Genomic DNA, 22,650 nt, shown 5'->3' on the forward strand with positions numbered 1-22,650 from the left:
TTACTCTCAAACGGCACGGAGCAGTCGGCATGCTCGCGCTTCGTGCTGCCGTTAAGTCCCGACCGGAGCAGTTATGGCGCATTGCTGAAGGAGTTCTGGATCTCCCCGCTGTCGGTGCTCCTCGGTCTGCTGGCCTTTCGCGTGAAGGCGACGGATCTCGACGCCCCGATTGGCCTTGGCGTGGGCTCGATCTTTGCAGCAAGCGCCAATGCCTTCGTGATCTCCGACAACCTGCCGAAGACGGCAACCATCACCATGGCTGAGCAGACCAATTTCCTGGCCATCGGAGCGATCTTCCTGTCGGTGTTCATCAGCACCGCGTCGCTGCGGCTGTGCTACTTCGGCCGGGAGGAGGCATCCGAGCGCCTGGACAGATGGGCGCTGCTGTTCATCGGTACGGATTACCTCGTCGCCAATTTTCTCGTCATCTTTCCGAACCTGTAAGGACGCATGTCAGAAACGTCTCCAGTCAGCCATTATCCCCCCGAGCGGGGCGACATCATCTTCGGCCGGTGGCCAGACCCATGAAGCGCCGGACCAGACCATGGCAACGCGGCTGGCCGTGCGTCAGGCGAACTTCAACACCACGCGGCCAACGATGCGGCCCTTGCGCATCTCGTCGAGAATATCGTTGATCTCCTCGAGTTCCGCCGTACGGATCGTTGCCTTGACGAGGCCGTTGGCGGCAAAGGCGATGGCCTCGTTGAGGTCCTGCCTTGTGCCGACGTTCGAACCCCTGACCGAAAGCTCCCAATTGGTGATGGCCGAGATCGAGGCACGGATCTCGTCCGACTTGCCGCCCGGCAGGCCGATATAGGCCACCGTGCCGCCGGGCCGCAGCATCAGCACGGCCTGCTCGAAGGCTTTGGATGCAACGGCGGTCACCACCGCTGCATGGGTTCCGCCGATCTTGTCCTGGATGGCGGCGACGGGATCGGTCTCCGCGCCATTGACCACCATCTCGGCGCCGAGCGACTTCGCCAGTTCCAGCTTTTCGTTGGAGACATCCACCGCCACGGCCCGAAGTCCCATGGCGCGGGCATACTGGATGGCGATGTGGCCAAGCCCGCCGATGCCGACGATGGCCACCCACTGGCCGGGCCTGGCACCCGTGCGCTTGAGACCGCGATAGGTGGTAACGCCGGCGCAGAGGATCGGCGCCATGGCGTAAGGGTCGGTGCCCTCCGGCAGGCGGCCCACATAGGCGGCAGGCGCCACGAGGTATTCGGCATAGCCTCCGGGCTTGGTGTAGCCCGTGGCCTCCGCCGACTTGCAGATCGTCTCCATGCCGGAGAGGCAGAATTCGCACTGGCCGCAGGCGGAATAGAGCCACGGCACGCCCACCTCGTCGCCCACCTTGAAACCGGTGACTCCGGGGCCGAGCTTGGCCACCTTGCCCGCCACCTCGTGGCCGGGGATGAGCGGGACCACCGGCGGCGGGGTCCAGTCACCGTCCACGGCGTGGAGGTCGCTGTGGCACACGCCGCAGGCCGTCACCTTGATGAGCAGATCGCCGTGGCCCGGTTCCGGCACCGGCACGCGTTCGATCTTCAGCGGTGTCTTGAGCTCATGGAGAACGGCGGCCTTCATCGTCTGGGTCATCGGGCATCTCTCGATTGCGTTTCAGACTGAGGATAGATTTCAGCTGCCGGATGTGGCCATATCCCCAAAGGATTAAGGACTGAGATGGCCGCCCACACCGCCCCCAAGCTGCGCCTGCTCGAACAGTGGAGCCGCGGCGTTGCCGAAATTGCCGCCGCGCAGCGGGGCCCCGGCTTCGTTCCGGCGCTTCTTGCCAGCGTCAAGCGCCTGGTCGACTTCGACTTCGTGATGGTTTTCGCCTATTCCGGAACGGCGCGCCCGCTCACCCTGGCCGACACGCTGGATCCTGACCGCCACACCATCATCGCCGAGGACTATGCCGACGGCCCCTTCCTGCTCGATCCGTTCTTTCGCCTCGTCGAGGAGGGCATGCGCGCGGGCTGCCATCGCCTGCATGACATTGCCCCTGACCATTTCCGCCGCAGCGAGTATTTCCGCATCCACTACGGCCGCACCGGCATCGGCGAGGAGATCGGCGTGTTCTTCGACATAGGGGGCGGGCTGACCGGCGTCACGTCCTTCGGCCGCTGGGACTCCTCGCCGCCTATAACCCGCGCCGATCTCGACTTGCTGCGCGCCCTGGAGCCTGCCATCGGGGCACTCTGTGCCGCGCACTGGTCCAACCTGCACGCTCGGCGCGAGGTGCCGCAACCGCGCACCGTGCATCCCGCCTTCAAAAGCCTGACGCTGCGTGAGCGCGAGATCGTCACCACGGTGCTGCGCGGCCACTCGACGGAGTCGATCGCCATGCAGTTGTCGATCAGCCCCGGCACAGTGAAGATCCACCGCAAGAACATCTACCGCAAGCTGAAGGTCTCCACCCAGGCGGAGCTCTTTGCCGCCTTTTTGGGGCTTTCAACGCAGGCCTATTCCCCGGGGGATATGGCCGAAGCCGCGCAAATCCCACAGCATCGACGCAAATCACGACAATCGGAGGAAGAAACCCATGTCGAAGAACTGGTACAGCGACTTGCCGCAATATTATCAGCGGCAGATCAAGGCCATGGGCCTTGACGAGGCGGGCATGAACCGTCGCCGCGTGTTGAAGGGCATGGCGGGCGCCGCAGGCCTCGGCCTGCTCGGCCTCAACACCCGTCAGGCCCAGGCCGCCACGCAGATGACCTACATGTGCTGGGAGGGCTACAACGACCCGCGCATCGTCGATCCCTTCAACAAGGCCAATGACACCGAGATCAGCTTCGACCTGATCGTCGACAGCCCCGGCGGCTTCGCCAAGCTGCAGGCCGGTGCCTCGCGCGAGGTCGATCTCGTGTCGAGCGACATGCCGTGGATCACCCGCATGGGCCCGGCCGGCCTCGCGCTGGAACTGAACCCGGACGATTACACCGCCGTCTACGCCGACTTCTACGACCAGTTCAAACCGCCCTTCGAGCCTCTGATGAACGAGGGCAAGACCATTGGCGTTGCCACGCGCTGGGGCTGGGTTGGTCCCTGCGTCAACACCGATGTGACGAAGCCCGAGGTGTGGAAGACCTATGACCCGGTCTTCGACCCCGCCAACAAGGACAAGATCTGCGTCATGGATTGGGGCGACTGGCCCATCCTGCCGATGGCGCTGCATGCCGGCATCAACCCCTATGAGCCGCTGGACGAGAAGCAGCTGAACGAGGTGCGCCTGGTGCTGCGCGCCATGTTCAAGAACACCCGCACGCTGGTGGGCGACCTCACGCAGGCACAGAAGGGCCTGCTCGACGGTTCGCTCCTGGGCTGCATTGGGGCTGGGTCCTACCTCACGTCCGCCGTGCGCAAGCAGGGCCACAAGAATATCATGGCCGTCGTGCCGGAGCCCAAGAACGGCCTGAAGCAAGGCATCATCTGGGTCGAGGCCACCGCGGTGCTGAAGGAGACGGACCAGCCGGAGCTCTCCCAGAAGCTCCTCAAGCATGTCGTCTCGAAGGACGCCGCGCACATCCTCGCGCTGCTCGATTCCACCTGCAACGTCGTTACCAACAAGGCCGTCGAATCCGTCTTCACGCCGGAGGAGAAGGACATCCTGCAGATGGACTACATGTGGCACGCCTACGACAATTCGCAGATGCACCGCATCGCGCCCAACATCGACGAGATGCTGGCGATCTGGCAGGAAGAGCTCGCCGCCGCGCAATGACGTCTTGACGGGCCGGGCATGCCGCTGCATGCCCGGCCCTCATCTCTTTCCGGAAGACAATGACCGCCGCACCCATTCTCTCGATCACCGACGTTCACAAGTCCTACGGCACCTATCCGGCGCTGAAGGGCGTGTCGCTCGATGTCCGCCCGGGCGAATTCATCGCCCTCGTCGGTCCCTCGGGTTGCGGCAAGACCACGCTGCTGAAGCAAGTCGCTGGTTTCGAGGACACGACGTCGGGCACGATCCGCATCGAAGGCCAGGACATGGCGGGCGTGCCCGCCGCATTGCGCCCGACCTCCATGGTGTTCCAGAAGCTGGCGCTGTTCCCGCATATGACGGTGGCGCAGAACATCGGCTTCCCGCTGAAGCTGCGGAAGGTTGCACCCAACGTCATCGCCACGCGCGTCGATGACATGATCCGCCTCATGGAGCTGAAGCCCGAATATCTGAAGCGCTATCCGAAGGCGCTGTCGGGCGGCGAGCAGCAACGCGTGGCGCTGGCCCGCTCGATGATTTCCTCGCCCAAGCTGCTCCTCCTCGACGAGCCGCTGTCAGCACTCGACGTCAAGCTCAAGAAGGTGCTGCAGGCGGAGCTGAAGCGCCTGCACCGCTCGGTCGGCGTCACCTTCGTGCATGTGACGCATGATCTCGAGGAAGCCATGATGCTGGCCGACCGCATCTGCGTCATGCGTGCCGGAAAGATCCTGCAGCTGGGCGAGCCCGCGGACATCTATTACCGCCCGGCGGACCCCTTCGTCGCGGGCTTCATCGGCGAGACCAACCTCATGCCCATCACCATCACCGGCCACAACGCCGATCACGTCACCTACACCAGCAACGAGATTGTCGATATGCAGGGCAGTCTTCCCGCCGCGCTCGTCGCCGCGGACGTGGGGCAGGGGCCTGCGCTCATGAATGTCCGGCCAGAGCTGATCCGCCGCTGCGACAGGGATGCCGACGTTGACTGCAAGCTTGCCGCAACCGTCACCGAGGTCTTTACCAAGGGCGGCACGGTGCAATACCGTGCGCGCTCAAAGCATGGCCTCGAGCTTGCGATCGAGATACAGGGCACCTCGCATCTTCCCATGCAGCTGGGCGAGGACGTGTGGCTCGGCTGGGCCAAGAAGGACATGTGGGTCCTGAAGCCGGGCGAGGCGTAAGCCATGGATATGGAGGTCTCCCGCAGCTGGCGTGAACCGGAACTCTGGGTGAAGGCGCTGCCCAGCGTTATCCTGCAGACCACCTGTTTCCTGGCGCCCTTGGTGATGACCTTCCTCCTCACCTTCCAGAAGACGCAGAACTTCCAGCTCAACTGGACCTGGAACCTCGCCACCTGGACCGACGTGTTCTCCAAGCCGCATTACTGGACCATTCTTGGCCACACGCTGGCCATGGCGGTCGCCTGTGTGGTGGTGTGCATCGTGGTTGCCTTCCCCATCGCCTATGGCCTGGCCACGCGCTTCAAGCGGCTGGACAACGAGATCAAGGTGCTCATCACCTTCGCCTTCATCACCGATGCAACCCTCAAGACCTTCGGCTGGGTGCTGTTCCTCGACAAGAAGGGTGCTGCCAACTATCTCCTCGCGCATCTGGGCTTGCCACCGGATACAGTCGCCTTCCTGTTCACCGACTGGGCCACGCTTTTGGGGATGGTCTACAACCTCCTGCCCTTCGCCATCTTCACCATCTACCTCTCGATCGACAACATCGACCGCTCGCTCATCCTCGCCGCATATGATGCGGGCGCAGGCAAATTCCGCGCCTTCTGGGAGGTGACGCTGCCGCTGTCGCGCCCCGGCATCTGGGCCGGCAGCGTGCTGATCTTCCTGCTCGGTGTGGGCGTCTTCCTCGAGCCCAAGGTGCTGGGCGGCGGCAAGTCGCCCATGTCGGCGGAGCTCATCCGCCAGACCTTCGAGACACGCGTCAACTGGCCGCTGGGCGCCGCACTCACGCTGGTGCTCATGGTGGTCGCCATCTTCGTGGTGCTGCTGTTCAGCCGTGTCGCCGGCATGCGGAGGGCGGGGGCATGAACCACCGCTTCGAAAACGCACTGGCCAACGTCATCCTCTATGGCTCGATGGCGGCGGTGCTTGTCTTCTTCTACGTCCCCATCTTCACGCTCATTGCCTTCTCCTTCCAGGAGGGCCGCTTTCTCACGCTGCCATTCGATGGCATCTCGCTCAAATGGTATGGCGCGCTGTTCAAGTCCGGTCCGGCACTCAACGCGCTGTGGAATTCCACGCTTATCGCCACCTTTGCCACCATCATCGCCACCATCATCGGCACCATGGCGGCGATCGTCGCGGTGCGTTACCGCTTCAGGGGCAAGCGCGCCTTTCAGGGTCTGGCGGGCGCGCCGCTGGCCTTTCCGCAGCTGCTGCTGGGCATTGTGCTGCTCTTGTGGTTCTCGGTGCTCGGTCGCTGGTTCGGCTTCAACACCGGGATCGTCACGGCGATCATCGGCCACATCGTCTACATAGCGCCCTTCGCCATGGTGATCGTGGCGGTGCAGGTCTACAATTTCGATCCCGTGCTGGAAGATGCCGCGCGCGATTGCGGCGCTTCGACCTGGGAGGTCTATCGCCATGTGACGATCCCGCTGCTCTGGCCCGGCATCTTCTCCGCCGCGATCTTCGCCTTCCTGCTGAGCTGGGGAAACTTCTACATCACCTACAGCCTCGCAGGCTCGACGCGCACCATCCCCACCTTCATCTTCTCCGGCATCGCGGTCGGCTCCTCGCCGCTCTATCCGGCGATAGCCACGGTCGTTTTCGTGCCTGGCATCCTCCTGGTGATCCTCGCCAACAGACTGAGGATTCGGGCCGCGGCGGTCTCATGATCGTGTGTCTGCTGGTGAAGTGTTGACCAAACGGTGCCTGCCCGTCATGAATGAGGCAATCATGCAATCCACGGTATCAGCCAATCCACAGGAAGCCCGCGAAAACACCCGCCCATAGGTAGAAACTGCGTTTCCCGCGGCCGCGCGCTTGCATAAGAAACGTCTCGGTTGCAAGCGCCTGATCTGGTCGATGCCGAAAACCCCCGTTATGGGTGGCGGCAGGGATCGAAGCGGGCCGGCACGCACGAAAGGACCCACAGGTGCACAGGGCACTGGCATATTTTCTCGCGATCTTCTTGCTGGCCGCAGCGGGGCTGTCTCCTGCCATGGCAGCAGGTGAGCCCGAAGGCACCTATGCCGACATCACCATCGATCGCTCGACGCCTGAGAAGCACCTCGCGACCTTCCTCACAGCCGTCGACCGCACGGTGCTGCGCATGGAGGCGCGTGAGTGGGCGCGCAGTTATTATGATGCATGGTTCTATCCGGCGATTGGCGAGCAACAGGCGGCGGAAATCAACCTGCTGAAGAAGGCGGTTCTCGACTCGATGGATCTCTCTGCCGTGCCGGAATGGCGCCGCGAGTCGGCAGGCCTCGAGACAGCCTTCATGCTGTCGGAAATTCTCAAGGCCGAGCACGTCGACAAGAACACCGCCTTCCGCAAGCTGCGTGAGGGGCTGTGGGTGATCCCCGGCACTTACATGCAGGTCGGCTCCATTGACTCCGGCATGCGCATTGGCGACGTGGTGTTCACTGCCGATACGGTTGCCAATGCACCTGCGCTCTATGACGCCGTCATCGGTTCGCGCAATACCGAGGGTTTCAGTCCCTACCGCTACCTGACGGAAACGCCTGGCGGACTCATTCCGCCGCGCTGGGGTGGCATCGCGCAGAAACTGCCGCCCATCCTGCGCTGGGACTTTGGCTCCAACACCCTGTTCCAATGGCTGATCGCTGCGGTGATCCTGATTGCGGTGCTGTCGATCCCGGTGGCCATCGGCGCTGTCTTCCGCCGGAGCGGCCTGCGCTGGTTCGCCGAGGCTGTTGCACTGGGGCTTCTGTCGCTCTACGCCACCGGCATCGTCGTTGACGAAGCGGGTCTCTCCGGTGCCGGTGCGACATTCATGACGCTCGTCTTCATGACGCTGTTCTATGGGGCTCTTATTGTTTGCCTGCTGATCGTCGGCGAATGGGTCGGCAACTGGCTCTCTGCTCTCCTCACAAAGTCAGACAAGACCTTCGATACCAGCATTGTGCGGCTCGGCACGCGCATCGTCTCTGCCATGGCGGCGCTGGGCGTGGTGATCTATGGCATCAGTTCTGCTGGCGTGCCTGTGTATGGCATCATCGCCGGCTTCGGTGTCGGCGGCCTCGCGGTTGCGCTGGCGGCGAAGCCGACGCTCGAGAACATCCTGGCTGGCGTCATCCTGTTCCTCGACGGCTCGATCAAGGTGGGCGACACTATCGACTCCAGCCCACTCTCGGGCGTCATCGAGGACATCGGCATGCGCTCCACGCGTATCCGCGCGGCGGATGGGTCGCTGATCACCGTCACCAATTCGGAGCTCGCCGACAAGGTCATCAAGAATGTGTCGCGGCGCGTGTCGCAACCGGATTCAGGGACTGCCGCCGGCAAACCATAGACTGAACGTGCCTGCCAAACTCGAGACAAAGGAAGGAAGAGACAACATGGATTACAAGACCGATATTGCCAAGTACACCGCTTCGATCAACGACAAGGCCGTCGACGCCATCGTCAAGTTCTGCGGCATCGCGCTGCAGTCGCGTGATGCTTCGCTCGTCGCCTGCACGGATGAAGCCGAAGTGGACCGTATCCGTAAGGGCTTCGCCACCAAGATTCTTGGCCTCAACGAGGCTGAAAGCGACAAGATCATCAAGCAGGTCTGCGAGCAGATGAAGGCGGACAAGACCAAGCACCGCGTCACCTTCTACTATCTGATGGCGGAAGCCACCGGCAAGGTTGGCGCAATCGCCTGATCATTGACGGGGCCGGCATCGAGCGGCGGGGTGCGTTTCCCGCCGCAGGCCGGCCCTCCAGTCCTTCCTCAGTCGTCGAGCTTCATATGGTAGAGTTGCCCGAAGAAGTTGACGAGCACCGCCGTCGACCAGCTGAGGCAGAAGACACCCGACATCGAGATCATCGGTGCCAGCATGCGCCAGCGGTCGTCCACGTTGACGCGCGTGAGGCCGAGTGAAGTGTAGTTCTCGAGTGAATAGAAGATGCACTCGCGATATATGCTCAGCGCCCCGGCCATAAACATGAACAGCCCCCAGGCGAAATTGGTCAGCATGTGCAGGCTGAACAGCAACATCATGGCCGAAAGGATCAGGAAGTTCGTCTGGTGATATTTGAGCCTGTTGATGTCCGCGACCCGGAAGTTCTTGTGGAATAGCCGGATCGCCAGATGAAGGCCCACCAGGTGGAAAGCGACGATCACCACAAAGGCCAGAACGCAGTACCCGAAGGATTCGAGTACAAGTCTTTCGTATGTTGAGTCCATGAGCCGCTTCTTACCCGGTCGGCGGCGGGTGTGGAAGAGTGGTTGAACAGGGCATGCGGTCACATCCCATGCGCGACGGTATGGCGCTTCGGATGAACTTTCCCCAATCCCTTTTTGCAGCTACAAGGCGATCTGCCGCGTCATTTGGAAGACCTCATGAAAATTCGTCTGCCTGTCCTGATCATGGCCCTGATCGCGGCGCAAGTCGTTTGCGCCCTTGTGTTCTTTGTGGACGTGATGAGGGACGTGGCGGATCTGGGTGGTCCTGACTGGAGCATGCTTCCGGAAGTCCTCGCGAGCCTTGCCCTGTTTTTCGGCATCGCCTTCGAGACTGTCTTCCTCGTCTACCTGTTGCGCCGCAAGACGAGCCTCGAGCGCAGCGTTGGCCTGGCGTCGTCGGCTTTACATGGCGTGATTGAAAATCACTTCGACGAATGGAAGCTGACGGCCAGCGAGCGCGACGTCGCCACCCTCATGGTGAAGGGCCTCAGAATCGCGGAAATCGCCGGAGCGCGTGGCTCGGCGGAGGGCACGGTGAAGGCCCAGCTCAACGCCATCTACCGCAAGTCCAATGCCCGAAACCGCGCCGAGGTGCTGAGTCACATCATGGACTCGCTGATTGACAAGCCGTTGCTGACGCCGGATGCCGATGAGCAGTTTGGCTCGCGCATGGCAGCCACATAGCCGCCGCCATGCATTTGGTCCGCTTCTATCTTCCGCTTCATGACAACACTGGCGAGGCTTTCCCTGCCCAGATGCTGGCAGACGTGTCGGCGGAGTTGTCGGGCCGCTTCGGCGGCGTCACCGCGCACCTTCTGTCGCCCGCCAGCGGGCTGTGGCGTGACGGCGGCGACATGCATGCCGATGATGTCGTCATCTTCGAGGTGTTCACCCAGAAGGTCGATCGCGGCTGGTGGACGGCCTATCGTGAACGCCTGGCGGAGGACTTCCGGCAGAAGAGTATTCTGATGCTGCTGCAGCCCGTCGAGGTCATCTGAGGCTGCGAGTCAGCTGGTGAAGGTTGCCGCGTAGCGCTTGCGCAGCTCCGCCTTCTGCACCTTGCCCATGGCGTTGCGCGGCAACTCGTCCACTTCGAAGATGCGCTTGGGCACCTTGAATTTCGCGAGTGAACGCGACAGTGCGGCGATGAACTCCGCCTCTGGTGCGAGCTTTGCCTTCACCGTCACTACGGCCACCACGCCTTCGCCGAAGTCGGGGTGCGGCACGCCGATGACGGCACTCTCGCTCACGCCCGGAATCGCATCGAGCACTTCCTCGACTTCCTTCGGATAGACGTTGAAGCCGCCGGTGATGATGAGGTCCTTGGCGCGCCCCACGATGGTCACACGGCCTTGCGCGTCGATGGTGCACACGTCGCCGGTGATGAACCAGCCATCGGTGGTGAAGTCCTCGCGCGTCTTCTCTGGCATGCGCCAGTATCCCTTGAAGACGTTGGGGCCCTTCACCTCCAGAACACCCGGCTGCTCACCCCGGACACGCACCGAGACGCCGGGCAGTGCGAAGCCCACGGTGCCCGGCACGCGGTCGCCGTCATAAGGGTTGGAGGTGATCATGCCCGTCTCGGTCATGCCATAGCGCTCGAGAATGGCGTGGCCCGTCCGCGCGGAGAATTCGCCATGTGTTTCAGCGAGCAGGGGGGCGGAACCCGAAATGAACAGGCGCATGTCGCGCGCCGTGTCCTGCGTGAAACCCGGCTCGGCCAGAAGGCGCGTGTAGAAGGTGGGTACACCCATCATCAGTGTCGCCTCCGGCATGGCGGCGATCATCGCCTTCACGTCGAACCTGTTGAACCACAGCATGGGCGCGGAGGAGAGAAACGCCGTGTTGAGCGCCACGTAGAGCCCGTGCACGTGGAAAATGGGCAGTGCATGTAGCAACGTGTCGCCTGATGTGATGCGCCACAGTTCAACCAGTGTCTCCGCATTTGATGCCAGGTTGCCGTGGGTGATCATAGCACCCTTGGAGCGGCCGGTGGTGCCTGAGGTGTAGAGAAGCCCGGCGAGATCATCCTCGGCGCGCGCCACCGTCTCGTGCCGGTCGTCCATGGTGGCGGCCATGGTGGCGAGCGAGCCGTGCCCCTCGGCATCGAGGTTCACCACCGCGAAAATGCCCAGCCTGTCTCCCAGCGCACGCATCTCTGCCTGTCGCGCGGGATCGCAGACGATCAGCTTCGGCTGCGCATCCTCGACGAAGTAGGATACTTCAGCCGCAGTGTAGGCGGTATTGAGCGGCTGGTACACCGCACCCGCCTTCAGCACCGCGAGGTAGAGCAACACATTGGCGATGGACTTCTCCACCTGCACCGTCACCCGGTCGCCGGGTTCCACGCCCAGCGCGTTGAGCGCATTGGCATAGCGTGCGGCACTGCGCGCGAGGTCGCCGAAGCTGAGGCTGGTGCCGTCAGCGTTGCGGATCGCCACGCGTTCGACATTGTCCGCGAAGACGCGCTCGAAGCGCGCATAGAGATTGCCGTTGCTCATGCCTCGAGGAAGGCCTTCATGCGCTTCAGGGCTTCGCTCAGGTCCGCCTCGCTTGCGGCATAGGACAGTCGCATGTAGCCCTTGCCATTGTGGCCGAAGCTTTCACCGAAGATCAGCGCCACATAGGCCTTGTCGAGCAGTTCGCGCGCCAGATCGCGTGACTCCCAGCCGGTGCCGGTGATGTTGGGGAAGGCATAGAAGGCGCCGCCCGGCACGCGGCAGCGCACGCCCCGTATGTCGTTCAGTCCCTTCACCACCATGTCGCGGCGTTTCTGGAAGCTCTGGCGGAAGCGCTCGATCTCGTCCATCGGCCCCGTGATCGCCGCAAGCCCAGCCATCTGTGTGGCCACACTGGTGCAGGAATGATCGACCGTGATCAACTTCTTCACGTAGTCGATCAGGTGCTTGGGCCAGATGCCGAAGCCCAGCCGCCAGCCGGTCATGGCAAAGGTCTTCGACCAGCCGTCGAGGATGATGGTGCGGTCGCGGAGTTCCGGGAAGGACAGGAAGCTCACGAAGTCCACGCCGTCATAGACTTGGTGGCTGTAGATCTCGTCCGACAGGATGGCGACATTCGGGTGCTTCGCCAGCCCATGCGCCAGCTTGGTGATCTCTTCGCGTGAGACGACGCCGCCCGTGGGGTTCGCTGGTGAGTTGATGATGATGAGCCTGGTTGCCGGCGTGATGAGCGACAGCACTTCCTCGGCATCGAAGCCGAAGTCTTTCTCCTCGCGGATAGGGTAGGGCACAGGCGTGGCCCCGCTCGAGCGTGCGGCATCGCGATAGGGCGGAAAGCCCGGGTCGGGGTAGAGGATTTCGGCACCCGGTCCGCCGAACATCTGGCAGGCGAAATAGAAGGTCACCTTGCCGCCCGGCACGATGACGATCTCGTCAGCCTTGATGGCGGCGTTGAAGCGCTTGCCCACATATTGCGCCACCGCATCGCGTAAGCTGGGCAGGCCTTGCGGGCTGGTGTAGCCATGCGGCCCGTCGCGCACCGCCTTTTCGCCGGCCTCCAGAATATGCTTCGGCGGCTGGAAGTCCGGCTGGCCGATCCCGAGATTGATGACCGGGTGGCCCTTGGCTTTGAGCGCATTGGCGCGGTCGAGCACGGTGAAGGCGGTCTCTTCTTCAATGGCCGCCACGGCAGGATTGATCTTCAGCATCAGCTCACATCATCGATTGCGGGGTCTAGCAGGTGGCTGACATTGCGTCCGCCGTGACCTGTTTCTACGGCGCGGGCAAAGACTTCCGCAACGGATTCCGTCAGCTTCGAATTGCAACCCAGCCCCTCGGCCAGTTCCGCGTAATAGCCGATGTCCTTGGCGGCGTTCGCAAGTGCGAAGCGATAGCCGTCGAAATCGCCCTTCAGCGCCGGTTCCACCATCTTCCGCAGAACGCCGGAATTGCCGGAACCATTGAGCATCACCTCATAGAGGTCCTGCCAGTCGATCGTGGCCGCGCGCGCCGCACCAAAGGCCTCCGCCACCAGCGCCACCATGCCGGTGACGAGGTAGTTGGAAATGAGTTTCGCCGTGTGGCCCGAGCCCGGCGGTCCGAAGTGGCGGATCGTCGTGGCGAAGCAGGCGAGCAGCGGCTGGATGCGGGCGAATGTCTCCGGCGTTGCCCCACACAGCACGCCAAGCACGCCCTGTTCGGCCTGTTCGGGGCCGCCGGTGAGCGGAATGTCGGCATAGGCTAGCCCCAAGGCCGCCAACTCATGCGCCAGCTTCTTCGTCGCGGTCGGGGCTGAAGTGCCGGCATCCATGATGATCTGCCCCGCCCGCAGGTGGGGCTTCAGCTGGCGGATCGTGTCCTCCACCACCTTGGAGGTGGTGAGGCAGAGCAGGATCACCTCGGCCTGCGCGATCTCCTGCAGCGTTCGCGCCTCACGGGCACCCTTCGCCACCAGGTCCTCCACCGGGCTCCTGTTGCGGTGGGCGATCACCGTCACCTGATGGCCATGCCTGAGAAGGTTGGCTGCCATGCCATGGCCCATCATCCCCGCCCCGATTAGCCCGACATGCATGCTTGCCTCAATTCCCGGCCCTGCCTATGGTCCGCCCAAATTCAACGGATTTCAGGGGTCATCATGGCGCTGCACCGCAATTTCATCAATGGCGAATGGCTGGAAGGCAGAGGGGTTCGCGAAAACCTCAACCCCTCCGACCTCAGCGACATCGTCGGCGAATATGCCCAGGCCGACAAGGCGCAGACGGAAGCCGCCATCGCCGCTGCCAAGGCCGCACAGCCCGCCTGGGCCGCCGCCACGCCGCAGGTCCGCGCCGACGCACTGGAATTCATCGGCACCGAGCTTCTCGCCCGCAAGGACGAGATCGGCCGCCTGCTGTCGCGCGAGGAGGGCAAGCCCCTCTCCAACGGCATCGCCGAGACGATGCGTGCGGCACAGATCTTCAAGTTCTTCGCGCAGGAGACGCTGCGGGTGGAAGGCGTTGCCATCGCATCGGTCCGCCCCGGCGTCGACGTGCTGGTGACGCGTGAGGCGGTGGGCGTCGTCGGCCTCATCTGCCCGTGGAACTTCCCCATCGCCATTCCGGCCTGGAAAATGGCGCCGGCGCTGGCCTTCGGCAACGCAGTCGTGTTCAAGCCGGCCGACCTCGTGCCGGGTTCGGCCTGGGCGCTGTCCGAGATCATCTCGCACTCTGGCATTCCGAAGGGCGTGTTCAACCTCGTCATGGGCCGCGGCTCGGTCGTCGGCCAGACGATGCTGGACTCGCGCGACGTGAACGCCATCTCGTTTACGGGCTCGGTCGAGACCGGCGGCAAGGTGGCCATGGCCTGCGCCTCGCGTGGTGCCAAGTTCCAGCTCGAGATGGGCGGCAAGAACCCGCTCGTCGTTCTCGATGACGCCAACCTGGATCTCGCAGTGGCGGCCGCACTTGATGGCGCCTTCTACCAGACCGGCCAGCGCTGCACGGCATCCTCGCGCCTCATCGTCCAGTCGAAGGTTCACGAGGCCTTCGTCGAGCGCATGGTGGAGGGCATGAAGAAGCTGAAGGTCGACAACGCGCTGGCGGAAGGCACCGTGATCGGCCCCGTCGTCGACGAAGTCCAGATGGCGCAGGACGAGCGCTATATCCAGATCGCGCGCGACGAGGGCGGCGAACTCGCCTGGGGCGGCGAGCGCCTGAACCGCGACACCAAGGGCTACTACCTCAGCCCCGCGCTGTTCACCGGCACCAAGAACGACATGCGCATCAACCGCGAAGAGGTGTTCGGCCCCGTCGCCTCGGTGATCAAGGTCGACAGCTATGACGAAGCGCTGAGCGTCGCGAACGACACGGCCTTTGGCCTGTCTTCCGGCATCATCACCACGACACTGAAATATGCCACCGACTTCCGCAAGAAGTCGGCGGCCGGCATGGTGATGATCAATCTCGCCACGGCGGGCGTCGACTATCACGTGCCCTTCGGCGGTCGCAAAGGCTCGAGCTACGGCGCGCGCGAGCAGGGCCGCCACGCGGTGGACTTCTACACCGCGATCAAGACGGCCTATACGCTGGCCTGACGATTACGCAGCGGCGGGGGCCCTCATGGCCCTCGCCTCGCCGGCGAAGACGAACAGTCCGCTGGCCACCACGATGGCCGCGCCCACCAGCGTCCACAGGTCGGGCACGTCACCGAAGAACAGGTAGCCCACCGCGATCATCCACACGATCTGCGTATACATGTAGGGGGCGAGCGCGCTGGCAGGGGCAAGGCGATGCGCCTGGATCAGCATGAAGTGGCCGATCGTTCCGGCCAGCCCCATGAACCCCAGCATCACCCACTGCAGGCCTTCCGGAGTCTTCCAGAGAAAGGGCAGCGGCAGGGCGGCGGCGGCAGCCCCCACGAAGCCCACGTAGAACAAGGAGGTTTCCGCCCGGTCGCGACCTCCCACCTTGCGCGTCACGATGTTGTAGATCGCGCCGCACAGCGAGGCCGTGACCGAGAGCAGCATGGCCCAGTGGAACGAGCCGGTGCCCGGCCGCATGATGACCAGCACGCCGCAGAAGCCGATGGCCACCGCGATCCAGCGGCGCACGCCCACCTTCTCGCCGAGGATCGGCACCGAAAGCGCGCAGACCCACAGCGGGATGGAGAAGAAGATCGCCGCCGTCTGGGCGAGCTGCAGATACATGATGGCGATGAAGTTCAGCACGGTCGATGACATCAGCAGAAGGCCACGCAGCACCTGCAGCCAGGGATGCTCGGTTGCCAGAAGCTGTGCATCGCGCTTGCGCAGGATGACGGCGAGCGACAGAAAGAGTGCCACCACATAGCGGCCGAACACCGCCACAACGGGCGGCAGGCTCTGCACCAGGTGCTTGGCGGTGGCATCGAGCAGCGTGAAGAAGACCATGGAGGTCACCATCAGCAGGATGCCGGTGAGGCGCGGGCTCATGCTCGCCCCTTAGCGCGATGTCGTCCCGCGCGCACCCCCACTCGGATGCGAGCGGCCCTGCGCCTCGTGCATGGGGGCCCAGGTCAGGCCAGCGCGATGCCGTGTTCGGCGAAGCTCTCGCGCGCGGCCTCCGCCGAGCCGTCGAGGTCGATCGACCGGCAGGCGGCCTCGATCACTTCCGTCTCGAAGCCCAGCCGCCTTGCGTCCTCGGCCGAGAAGCGCACGCAATAGTCGAAGGCGAGGCCGACGCAGACCACCTTCTCGAAGCCGCGTTCCTTGAGGTAGCCGCCAAGCCCCGTGGGCGTCTTGCGGTCATTCTCGAAGAAGGCGGAATAGCTGTCGATCTCCTCGCGGAAGCCCTTGCGGATGATGAGTTCGGCGTTGGGAATGTGCAGGTCCTTGTGGAAGGCCGCACCGGGGGTGTCCTGGATGCAGTGGTCGGGCCACAGCGTCTGGTGGCCGTAATGCATCATGGCCGTCTCGAAGGGGTTCTTGGCCGGGTGCTGGGTGGCGAAGGACTTGTGTTCCGCCGGGTGCCAGTCCTGCGTCAGCACCACGTGGCGGAAGCCGTGAGCGAGGCGGTTGATGAGCGGCACCACTTCGTTGCCGCCTGGCACGGCCAGCTTGCCGCCCGGACAGAAGTCGTTCTGCACGTCGATGACGAGAAGGACGTCGGTGTCTTTCCACATGGCTTCACCTCATGTCGGCGATGGCGGCGGCACAGCCCTTGAAGGCCGGAAACTTGTCGACAATCACATAGACCGGGATCGGCCGCATCACGAAAGCCAGCCGTCCCTTCTCCTCGAAGATGGACCTGAAGGGGCCGGATTTCAACTTTTCCACGATGGAGGGCGCGATGCCGCCTGCGAGGTAGACCCCGCCCCTGGCCTGCATGGTCATCGCCGCATCCCCCGCCACGCGCGCCAGCCAGACGATGAACTGTTCGAGCGTCTTCACCGCCGCCTGATCGGTGCCGGCCAGTGCCGCCTGCAGCACCGCCTCGGGCGTGTCCAGCGTGGGATTGGCGGTCGCGGCGCGATACATGCGGAGAAGCCCGCCACCGGTGATCGCATCCTCGGATTCGAACAGAACGCCGGGCTTCGACATGCGCTCGCGCCAGTCGAACTCACCTTGCGTGACCACGGGAAGGGTGATGTGGCCGACCTCGCCCGGCAGCGCCATCCAGCCGCCCTGGGGCAGCGGCGCCAGTGTCGCCATGCCAAGCCCGGTGCCGGGCCCGAGCACGATCTTGACGGCGGGCTTCTGCGGCAGCTCGCCGCCGATCTGCACCACGTCCTCGCCATCGAGGTGTGGAAGGGCCAGCGCCAGCGCCTCGAAATCATTGAGCAGGCGGAACGCCCGCGCGTCGGCGGCCTTCCGGAGCGACGCGCGGGTGAAGCTCCAGTTGCGGTTGGTGAGGTGCACGAACTCGCCCTCGACGGGCCCTGCGACCGCAATGGCGGCTCCCGCCAGCCCCGAAACGCCCTTGGTCTTCACGTAGGCCGCGATCGAGTCTTCCAGCGAGGCGAAATTGTCGTTCTTCTGGACGGCGACTTGCGTCACCCGAGTCGTTCCGGGCTCGACCAGCCCGAAGCGCGAATTGGTGCCTCCGATATCGCCCACAAGTGCCAGTTCCGTCATGGCTTTTCCCCCGGCCCCTCAACTGCCACGAAGGCGCGTTTTCGGCAAGCTTTACCAGCCCCCCAAACCCGTCTAGGAAGCCCTCAACTCTTCAAAGCTCAGGTTTTCCGTGACCAACCCGCTCGAACAGGAAGTGGCGCGCCGTCGCACCTTCGCCATCATCTCCCACCCGGACGCCGGCAAGACCACGCTGACGGAAAAGCTTCTCCTGTTCGGCGGCGCCATCCAGCTCGCCGGCCAGGTGCGCGCCAAGGGCGACCGCCGCCGCACCCGCTCCGACTGGATGTCGATCGAGCGCGCCCGCGGCATCTCGGTGGTGACCTCGGTCATGACCTTCGAATATGAAGGCACCGTCTTCAACCTGCTCGACACGCCGGGCCACGAGGACTTCTCGGAAGACACCTACCGCACGCTCACCGCGGTCGATGCCGCCGTCATGGTCATCGACGCCGCCAAGGGCATCGAAGCGCGCACCCGCAAGCTGTTCGAGATTTGCCGCCTGCGCGACATCCCGATCATCACCTTCGTCAACAAGATGGACCGCGAGGCGCGCGACCCGCTCGATCTCCTGGACGAGATCGAGAAGGGTCTGGCCTTGAGCGTCGCCCCCATGGTCTGGCCCATCGGCCAGGGCAAGGAATTCGCCGGCACCTATGACTTGAACGCCCCGCGCGTCCGCCAGCTGGAGCAGGCCCCGGAAGGCGTTCCCGTTTCCGGCCCCGATGATCCGATGATCGCCAAGCTGGTGCGGCCCGATACCTTCGCCAAATGGCGCGACGAGATCGACCTGGTGAAGGACCTGTGCACCAGCTTCGACACCCGAGCCTTCCTCGAGGGCCATTTGTCGCCCGTCTATTTCGGCTCGGCACTGAAGAACTTCGGCGTGCGCGATCTGTTGCAGGCACTTATCGCCTACGCGCCGCCGCCGCGTGACCAGCAGGCGGCAGGCCGCGTGGTGCATGCGACCGAACCGAAGATGACGGGCATCGTCTTCAAGATCCAGGCCAACATGGACCCGAACCATAGGGACCGCATCGCCTTCATGCGGCTCGCATCAGGCAAGCTCACGCGCGGCATGAAAGCCAAGCTCGTGCGCACCGGCAAGACGGTGGCGCTCAACGCGCCGCAGTTCTTCTTCGCGCAGGACCGCTCGATTGCGGATGAGGCCTTCGCAGGTGACGTCGTCGGCATTCCCAACCACGGCCTGCTGCGCATCGGCGATACGCTGACCGAGGGCGAGGACGTGGTGTTCACCGGCGTGCCCAGCTTCGCGCCGGAAATCCTGCGCCGCGTCAAGCTCGGCGACCCGATGAAGGCCAAGAAGCTGCGCGAGGCGCTGGAACAGCTGGCGGAGGAGGGTGTGGTTCAGCTCTTCATCCCGGCCGATGGCTCGCCCGCCATCGTCGGCGTGGTCGGTGCGCTGCAGCTGGACGTGCTGGCGGATCGTCTCGCCAATGAATATGGCGTGCCCGTCAGCTTCGAGCCATCGCGCTACGAGGTGATGCGCTGGATTTCCTGCGACGACCCGAAGAAGCTTGATGACTTCATCACCGCCAACCGCTTTTCCATCGCCACCGACCTTGACGGCGATCCCGTCTTCATGGCGCAATCGTCCTTCAACCTGAACTACACGCTGGAACGCGCACCCGACATCCGGACGACCGAGATCAAGGAGATGCACAAGCCGCAATGAGCACGCTCATGGCCTATCTGCCGCTCGACTTCGGTCTTGCCCATGCCGCAGCCATTGTGCTGATCCTTGTGCTTTGGGGGTTCTATACGCCGATCCTCGGCATGCTTGGCCGCGGCTCGTTCAATTCGCAGCTGCATGTCGTGCGCATGCACTGGCTCCATGTGCACCAGTCCCTCCATCGTGAGAACCGCCTCTTCGACGCGGTCTTGCTGGGGCACATCTCGAACTCGATTTCCTATTTCGGCTCGGGCACGCTGCTCGTGCTGGCGGGTCTTGTGGGTGCGCTGGCAAACGTCAACAGCGTCTACCTGTTGACGCGCAGCCTCGTCTTCATAGATCACACCATGTCGCTGGAGCTGTTCACGCTTTGCGTCTTCCTGCTGGCCGCCATTCTCGCGCAGTGCTTCTTCTCCTTCACCTATGCGCTGCGCAAGATGGCCTATACCTTCGCCATGCTCGGTGGCCTGCCGGCAGACACGGCCAATACACCGGACGCCCGCGTGATGGGCGAGCAGTCGGCCGTGGTGCTCACGGAAGCAGTGCGCTCCATCAACACCGGCATCCGGGGCTATTATTATGCGGTTGCCGCGATGTTCCTGTTCGCAGGCCCTTGGGCCTGCATTGCCGCGACCCTGGCGATCACTGCGTTGCTGTTCTATCGCCAGCTCTTTTCGCCCACCGCGGCGGCGATTGCGAAGTATGTGGACGTGCTGAAAGGCACGAAGGAGTAGGGCTAGATCTCTCCCACGGCTCATCATCGCCGGGCTCGACCCGGCGATCCTCTTTGGTGGACGCAAAAAAGATGCCCGGGTCGAGCCCGGGCATGATCAATTTGGGTATGATCTGTTTCTCAGCCCTTCAGCAGCGCCGCTTCCGCCGCCAGCTTTTCGATCCCCGCCCAGTCTTTCGCCTCCACCAGCTTTTTGGGCGCCATCCATGAGCCGCCGACGGTGATGACGTTCGGCAATTTCAAATAGGATACTGCCTTCTCCGGCGTGATTCCGCCCGTGGGGCAGAAGCGGATCTGCGGAAGGGGCGATTGCAGCGACGCGAGATAGGCCGTGCCGCCCGCGGGCTCGGCGGGGAAGAACTTCTGGATCGCGTATCCCCATTCCAGCAGTGCCATGCATTCGGACGCGGTGACACCACCGGGCAGCAGTGCGATCTCATAGTCCTCCGCCGCGCCCAGCAGCCTGCCGGTAGAGCCTGGCGACACCGCGAACGTGCAGCCCAGCTTGTAGCTGTCACGCAACTGCTCGGGCGTCAGCACCGTGCCGGAGCCGACGATGGCGCCTTCCACTTCCGCGACGATGGCGCGGATGCAGTCCATGGCCTTCTCCGTGCGCAGCGTGATTTCGAGAACCGGAAGCCCGCCCTTCACCAGCGCGCGGGCCAGCGGCACGGCGTCTTCCACGTTCTCGATCACCATCACCGGAACGACCGGCGCAAGCTTCAAGGCCTCGGCGAGGCCCTTCTGATAGTCTCTCGTCATCACACTGCCCCGAAAATCGATGCGCCCTGATCGGCGCGGCCCGCAATGTTGCGGAAAGCCTGGAACAGTTCGCGCCCAGTCCCGACATTGTTGGCGGAAAGATCGGCCTTCACGGCGTCCCGCGTGGAGAGATCGGCCAGCACCTCGAGCGTACCCGCTTCGGCATCGAGCCGAATGATGTCGCCATCCCTGATCTTGGCGATGGGGCCGCCGTCGATCGCCTCCGGCGTCAGGTGTATCGCCGCGGGCACCTTGCCCGATGCGCCCGACATGCGCCCATCGGTGACGAGCGCCACCTTGAAGCCGCGCTCCTGCAACACGGCCAGCGGCGGGGTGAGGCGGTGGAGTTCCGGCATGCCATTGGCCTTCGGCCCCTGGAAGCGCACCACGGCGACCATGTCGCCATTGAGTTCACCCGCCCGGAAGGCGGCTTGCAGGTCTTCCTGCGAGTGGAAGATGCGGGCCGGGGCCTCGATGAAATGGCGGTCCGCCGGGATCGAGGAGGTCTTGATGACCGAGAGGCCAAGATTGCCCTTCAGCACATTGAGGCCGCCGGTTGGCTGGAATGGCTTCGAGGCATCACGCAACACGCCCTCGTCATGGGATGTCACGGCAGCATCGGTATAGACCAGCTCACCATCTGCGCCGAGGCGCGCTTCCTTGGTGTAGCCCGAGAGGCCGGTGCCCATGATGGTCTGCACGTCCTCGTGCAGAAGCCCTGCGCTGAGCAGTTCGCGGATCAGGAAGCCCATGCCGCCTGCCGCGTTGAAGTGGTTCACATCCGCCTTGCCGTTGGGGTAGACGCGCGCCATCAGCGGCACGGCCTTGGAGAGTTCGGCCAAGTCTTCCCAGGTGAGTGCGATGCCCGCTGCCGCCGCCATGGCGATCAGATGCATGGTGTGGTTGGTGGAGCCACCGGTGGCCAACAGGCCCACGACACCGTTCACCACGGCCTTCTCGTCATAGATGCGGCCGATGGGCTGGTAGTCGTTGCCGAGCGCGGTGATGGAGAGGGCGCGCTTGGCGGATTCGCGCGTGATCGCGTCGCGCAGCGGCGTGTTGGGGTTGACGAAGGTCGAGCCCGGCAAGTGCAGGCCCATGATCTCCATCAGCATCTGGTTCGAGTTGGCTGTGCCATAGAATGTGCAGGTGCCCGGGCCGTGATAGGACAGGGCCTCGGCCTCGAGCAGCTGGCTGCGGTCCACCTTCCCCTCGGCATAGAGCTGGCGGATCTTCGACTTCTCGTCGTTCGGCAGGCCGCTGGTCATCGGGCCTGCCGGGATGAACACGGCGGGCAGGTGCCCGAAGGAGAGGGCGCCAATGATCAGGCCCGGCACGATCTTGTCGCAGACGCCGAGGTAGACAGCCGCATCGAACATCTGGTGCGACAGGGCCACGGCGGTCGAGAGCGCGATCACGTCGCGCGAGAACAGCGACAGCTCCATGCCCGTCTCGCCCTGGGTCACGCCATCGCACATGGCGGGCACGCCACCCGCCACCTGCGCGGTGCCGCCCACGGCACGCGCCGCCTCGCGGATCATGGTGGGATAGGTCTCGAAGGGCTGGTGGGCCGAGAGCATGTCGTTGTAGGCGGTGACGATCGCGAGGTTCGGTGCATTGCCGTTGCGCAGCTCGTTCTTGTCATGCGGGCTGCAGGCGGCGAAGCCATGCGCGATATTGGCGCAGCCCAGCGCCTTGCGCTTGGGCGTCAGGGCGATGGCCGCATCGATCTTCTCGAGGTAGCGCCGCCGCGGCTTGCGGCTGCGTTCGATGATCTTCTCGGTGACGGCGGAAATCGTTGCGTTCACGGACATCGGCTTCACT

At 63.9% G+C, this 22,650-nt stretch carries 23 protein-coding genes; 13 read left to right on the plus strand and 10 right to left on the minus strand.

Annotation, left to right across the window (positions count from 1 at the left end):
• Window positions 1-444, plus strand: a 444-nt coding sequence (locus WCJ41_RS12650; protein WP_336906185.1) for a hypothetical protein, incomplete at its 5' end; no start/stop codon positions are given.
• A 123-nt stretch (window positions 445-567) separates the two neighbouring features.
• On the opposite strand, the gene adhP is transcribed toward WCJ41_RS12650, so the two are convergent.
• Window positions 568-1,602 (minus strand): alcohol dehydrogenase AdhP, encoded by a 1,035-nt coding sequence (gene adhP / locus WCJ41_RS12655; RefSeq protein ID WP_336906186.1) that lies wholly within the window; start codon window positions 1,600-1,602, stop codon window positions 568-570.
• Window positions 1,603-1,686: 84 nt separating this feature from the next.
• Here adhP and WCJ41_RS12660 point away from each other — a divergent pair, with 84 nt between their 5' ends.
• The 7 genes from WCJ41_RS12660 to WCJ41_RS12690 all read left to right on the plus strand — a co-directional run bounded on the left by WCJ41_RS12660 (window position 1,687) and on the right by WCJ41_RS12690 (window position 8,570).
• Entirely contained in the window at window positions 1,687-2,616 is a 930-nt protein-coding gene (locus WCJ41_RS12660) for a helix-turn-helix transcriptional regulator (protein WP_336906187.1), read from the plus strand.
• Complete coding sequence (locus WCJ41_RS12665) at window positions 2,549-3,730, plus strand: extracellular solute-binding protein (protein ID WP_336906188.1); 1,182 nt, start codon at window positions 2,549-2,551, stop codon at window positions 3,728-3,730. The genes WCJ41_RS12660 and WCJ41_RS12665 overlap by 68 nt, the downstream gene beginning before the upstream one ends.
• A 59-nt stretch (window positions 3,731-3,789) precedes the next feature.
• Window positions 3,790-4,893 carry an ABC transporter ATP-binding protein gene (locus tag WCJ41_RS12670; RefSeq protein ID WP_336906189.1) on the plus strand — a complete coding sequence of 368 codons (1,104 nt, stop codon included), beginning with the start codon at window positions 3,790-3,792 and terminating at the stop codon, window positions 4,891-4,893.
• Between the two features lie 3 nt (window positions 4,894-4,896).
• Window positions 4,897-5,763: an ABC transporter permease gene (locus WCJ41_RS12675; protein ID WP_336906190.1), complete on the plus strand. Its 867-nt coding sequence runs from the start codon at window positions 4,897-4,899 to the stop codon at window positions 5,761-5,763.
• The gene (locus WCJ41_RS12680; RefSeq protein WP_336906191.1) at window positions 5,760-6,572 is read left to right on the plus strand and encodes an ABC transporter permease; all 813 of its coding nucleotides are present in this window, start codon (window positions 5,760-5,762) and stop codon (window positions 6,570-6,572) included. The genes WCJ41_RS12675 and WCJ41_RS12680 overlap by 4 nt, the downstream gene beginning before the upstream one ends.
• A gap of 260 nt (window positions 6,573-6,832) precedes the next feature.
• The gene (locus tag WCJ41_RS12685; RefSeq protein ID WP_336906192.1) at window positions 6,833-8,215 is read left to right on the plus strand and encodes a mechanosensitive ion channel domain-containing protein; all 1,383 of its coding nucleotides are present in this window, start codon (window positions 6,833-6,835) and stop codon (window positions 8,213-8,215) included.
• Between the two features lie 46 nt (window positions 8,216-8,261).
• Window positions 8,262-8,570 (plus strand): DUF2853 family protein, encoded by a 309-nt coding sequence (locus WCJ41_RS12690; RefSeq protein ID WP_336906193.1) that lies wholly within the window; start codon window positions 8,262-8,264, stop codon window positions 8,568-8,570.
• Window positions 8,571-8,638: 68 nt separating this feature from the next.
• On the opposite strand, the gene WCJ41_RS12695 is transcribed toward WCJ41_RS12690, so the two are convergent.
• Window positions 8,639-9,094 (minus strand): hypothetical protein, encoded by a 456-nt coding sequence (locus tag WCJ41_RS12695; RefSeq protein WP_336906194.1) that lies wholly within the window; start codon window positions 9,092-9,094, stop codon window positions 8,639-8,641.
• A 156-nt stretch (window positions 9,095-9,250) separates the two neighbouring features.
• Here WCJ41_RS12695 and WCJ41_RS12700 point away from each other — a divergent pair, with 156 nt between their 5' ends.
• Both WCJ41_RS12700 and WCJ41_RS12705 read left to right on the plus strand, forming a co-directional pair.
• Complete coding sequence (locus tag WCJ41_RS12700) at window positions 9,251-9,778, plus strand: helix-turn-helix transcriptional regulator (protein WP_336906195.1); 528 nt, start codon at window positions 9,251-9,253, stop codon at window positions 9,776-9,778.
• A gap of 8 nt (window positions 9,779-9,786) precedes the next feature.
• The gene (locus tag WCJ41_RS12705) at window positions 9,787-10,092 is read left to right on the plus strand and encodes a hypothetical protein (protein ID WP_336906196.1); all 306 of its coding nucleotides are present in this window, start codon (window positions 9,787-9,789) and stop codon (window positions 10,090-10,092) included.
• 9 nt (window positions 10,093-10,101) lie between these two features.
• Here the strand turns inward: WCJ41_RS12705 and WCJ41_RS12710 are convergent, their stop codons facing one another.
• The 3 genes from WCJ41_RS12710 to WCJ41_RS12720 are packed head-to-tail and all read right to left on the minus strand — an operon-like array spanning window position 10,102 to window position 13,624.
• Window positions 10,102-11,595: a malonyl-CoA synthase gene (locus WCJ41_RS12710; protein WP_336906197.1), complete on the minus strand. Its 1,494-nt coding sequence runs from the start codon at window positions 11,593-11,595 to the stop codon at window positions 10,102-10,104.
• Window positions 11,592-12,761: a pyridoxal phosphate-dependent aminotransferase gene (locus WCJ41_RS12715; protein WP_336906198.1), complete on the minus strand. Its 1,170-nt coding sequence runs from the start codon at window positions 12,759-12,761 to the stop codon at window positions 11,592-11,594. The genes WCJ41_RS12710 and WCJ41_RS12715 overlap by 4 nt, the downstream gene beginning before the upstream one ends.
• The gene (locus WCJ41_RS12720; protein ID WP_336906199.1) at window positions 12,761-13,624 is read right to left on the minus strand and encodes an NAD(P)-dependent oxidoreductase; all 864 of its coding nucleotides are present in this window, start codon (window positions 13,622-13,624) and stop codon (window positions 12,761-12,763) included. Before WCJ41_RS12720 ends, WCJ41_RS12715 begins: the two co-directional genes overlap by 1 nt.
• 60 nt (window positions 13,625-13,684) lie before the next feature.
• Here WCJ41_RS12720 and WCJ41_RS12725 point away from each other — a divergent pair, with 60 nt between their 5' ends.
• The gene (locus WCJ41_RS12725) at window positions 13,685-15,124 is read left to right on the plus strand and encodes an aldehyde dehydrogenase family protein (protein ID WP_336906210.1); all 1,440 of its coding nucleotides are present in this window, start codon (window positions 13,685-13,687) and stop codon (window positions 15,122-15,124) included.
• Between the two features lie 3 nt (window positions 15,125-15,127).
• Here the strand turns inward: WCJ41_RS12725 and WCJ41_RS12730 are convergent, their stop codons facing one another.
• The 3 genes from WCJ41_RS12730 to WCJ41_RS12740 all read right to left on the minus strand — a co-directional run bounded on the left by WCJ41_RS12730 (window position 15,128) and on the right by WCJ41_RS12740 (window position 17,641).
• Window positions 15,128-16,000, minus strand: coding sequence for a DMT family transporter (locus tag WCJ41_RS12730; RefSeq protein WP_336906200.1), 873 nt, complete (start codon window positions 15,998-16,000; stop codon window positions 15,128-15,130).
• A gap of 83 nt (window positions 16,001-16,083) precedes the next feature.
• Window positions 16,084-16,689 carry a bifunctional nicotinamidase/pyrazinamidase gene (gene pncA, locus WCJ41_RS12735; RefSeq protein WP_336906201.1) on the minus strand — a complete coding sequence of 202 codons (606 nt, stop codon included), beginning with the start codon at window positions 16,687-16,689 and terminating at the stop codon, window positions 16,084-16,086.
• A 4-nt stretch (window positions 16,690-16,693) separates the two neighbouring features.
• Window positions 16,694-17,641: a glucokinase gene (locus tag WCJ41_RS12740; protein ID WP_336906202.1), complete on the minus strand. Its 948-nt coding sequence runs from the start codon at window positions 17,639-17,641 to the stop codon at window positions 16,694-16,696.
• 109 nt (window positions 17,642-17,750) lie between these two features.
• Between WCJ41_RS12740 and WCJ41_RS12745 the strand changes: the two genes are divergently transcribed.
• Window positions 17,751-19,334: a peptide chain release factor 3 gene (locus tag WCJ41_RS12745; RefSeq protein ID WP_336906203.1), complete on the plus strand. Its 1,584-nt coding sequence runs from the start codon at window positions 17,751-17,753 to the stop codon at window positions 19,332-19,334.
• The gene (locus WCJ41_RS12750; protein WP_336906204.1) at window positions 19,331-20,065 is read left to right on the plus strand and encodes a DUF599 domain-containing protein; all 735 of its coding nucleotides are present in this window, start codon (window positions 19,331-19,333) and stop codon (window positions 20,063-20,065) included. Before WCJ41_RS12745 ends, WCJ41_RS12750 begins: the two co-directional genes overlap by 4 nt.
• 119 nt (window positions 20,066-20,184) lie before the next feature.
• Here WCJ41_RS12750 and eda read toward each other — a convergent pair whose 3' ends face one another.
• Both eda and edd read right to left on the minus strand, forming a co-directional pair.
• Window positions 20,185-20,826, minus strand: coding sequence for a bifunctional 4-hydroxy-2-oxoglutarate aldolase/2-dehydro-3-deoxy-phosphogluconate aldolase (gene eda / locus WCJ41_RS12755; protein WP_336906205.1), 642 nt, complete (start codon window positions 20,824-20,826; stop codon window positions 20,185-20,187).
• Window positions 20,826-22,640 (minus strand): phosphogluconate dehydratase, encoded by a 1,815-nt coding sequence (edd, locus tag WCJ41_RS12760; protein ID WP_336906206.1) that lies wholly within the window; start codon window positions 22,638-22,640, stop codon window positions 20,826-20,828. Before edd ends, eda begins: the two co-directional genes overlap by 1 nt.
• Window positions 22,641-22,650 lie beyond the last annotated feature (10 nt).

The sequence above is a fragment of the Aestuariivirga sp. genome (assembly GCF_037139295.1).
Classification (GTDB): domain Bacteria; phylum Pseudomonadota; class Alphaproteobacteria; order Rhizobiales; family Aestuariivirgaceae; genus Aestuariivirga.

What these genes read in the sequence shown, in the direction of transcription:
- adhP (WP_336906186.1), bottom strand. Translation starts at nt 1,602, where the DNA reads ATGACCCAGACGATGAAGGCCGCCGTTCTCCATGAGCTCAAGACACCG.
- WCJ41_RS12660 (WP_336906187.1), top strand. Translation starts at nt 1,687, where the DNA reads ATGGCCGCCCACACCGCCCCCAAGCTGCGCCTGCTCGAACAGTGGAGC.
- WCJ41_RS12665 (WP_336906188.1), top strand. Translation starts at nt 2,549, where the DNA reads ATGTCGAAGAACTGGTACAGCGACTTGCCGCAATATTATCAGCGGCAG.
- WCJ41_RS12670 (WP_336906189.1), top strand. Translation starts at nt 3,790, where the DNA reads ATGACCGCCGCACCCATTCTCTCGATCACCGACGTTCACAAGTCCTAC.
- WCJ41_RS12675 (WP_336906190.1), top strand. Translation starts at nt 4,897, where the DNA reads ATGGATATGGAGGTCTCCCGCAGCTGGCGTGAACCGGAACTCTGGGTG.
- WCJ41_RS12680 (WP_336906191.1), top strand. Translation starts at nt 5,760, where the DNA reads ATGAACCACCGCTTCGAAAACGCACTGGCCAACGTCATCCTCTATGGC.
- WCJ41_RS12690 (WP_336906193.1), top strand. Translation starts at nt 8,262, where the DNA reads ATGGATTACAAGACCGATATTGCCAAGTACACCGCTTCGATCAACGAC.
- WCJ41_RS12695 (WP_336906194.1), bottom strand. Translation starts at nt 9,094, where the DNA reads ATGGACTCAACATACGAAAGACTTGTACTCGAATCCTTCGGGTACTGC.
- WCJ41_RS12700 (WP_336906195.1), top strand. Translation starts at nt 9,251, where the DNA reads ATGAAAATTCGTCTGCCTGTCCTGATCATGGCCCTGATCGCGGCGCAA.
- WCJ41_RS12705 (WP_336906196.1), top strand. Translation starts at nt 9,787, where the DNA reads ATGCATTTGGTCCGCTTCTATCTTCCGCTTCATGACAACACTGGCGAG.
- WCJ41_RS12710 (WP_336906197.1), bottom strand. Translation starts at nt 11,595, where the DNA reads ATGAGCAACGGCAATCTCTATGCGCGCTTCGAGCGCGTCTTCGCGGAC.
- WCJ41_RS12715 (WP_336906198.1), bottom strand. Translation starts at nt 12,761, where the DNA reads ATGCTGAAGATCAATCCTGCCGTGGCGGCCATTGAAGAAGAGACCGCC.
- WCJ41_RS12720 (WP_336906199.1), bottom strand. Translation starts at nt 13,624, where the DNA reads ATGCATGTCGGGCTAATCGGGGCGGGGATGATGGGCCATGGCATGGCA.
- WCJ41_RS12730 (WP_336906200.1), bottom strand. Translation starts at nt 16,000, where the DNA reads ATGAGCCCGCGCCTCACCGGCATCCTGCTGATGGTGACCTCCATGGTC.
- pncA (WP_336906201.1), bottom strand. Translation starts at nt 16,689, where the DNA reads ATGTGGAAAGACACCGACGTCCTTCTCGTCATCGACGTGCAGAACGAC.
- WCJ41_RS12740 (WP_336906202.1), bottom strand. Translation starts at nt 17,641, where the DNA reads ATGACGGAACTGGCACTTGTGGGCGATATCGGAGGCACCAATTCGCGC.
- WCJ41_RS12750 (WP_336906204.1), top strand. Translation starts at nt 19,331, where the DNA reads ATGAGCACGCTCATGGCCTATCTGCCGCTCGACTTCGGTCTTGCCCAT.
- eda (WP_336906205.1), bottom strand. Translation starts at nt 20,826, where the DNA reads ATGACGAGAGACTATCAGAAGGGCCTCGCCGAGGCCTTGAAGCTTGCG.
- edd (WP_336906206.1), bottom strand. Translation starts at nt 22,640, where the DNA reads ATGTCCGTGAACGCAACGATTTCCGCCGTCACCGAGAAGATCATCGAA.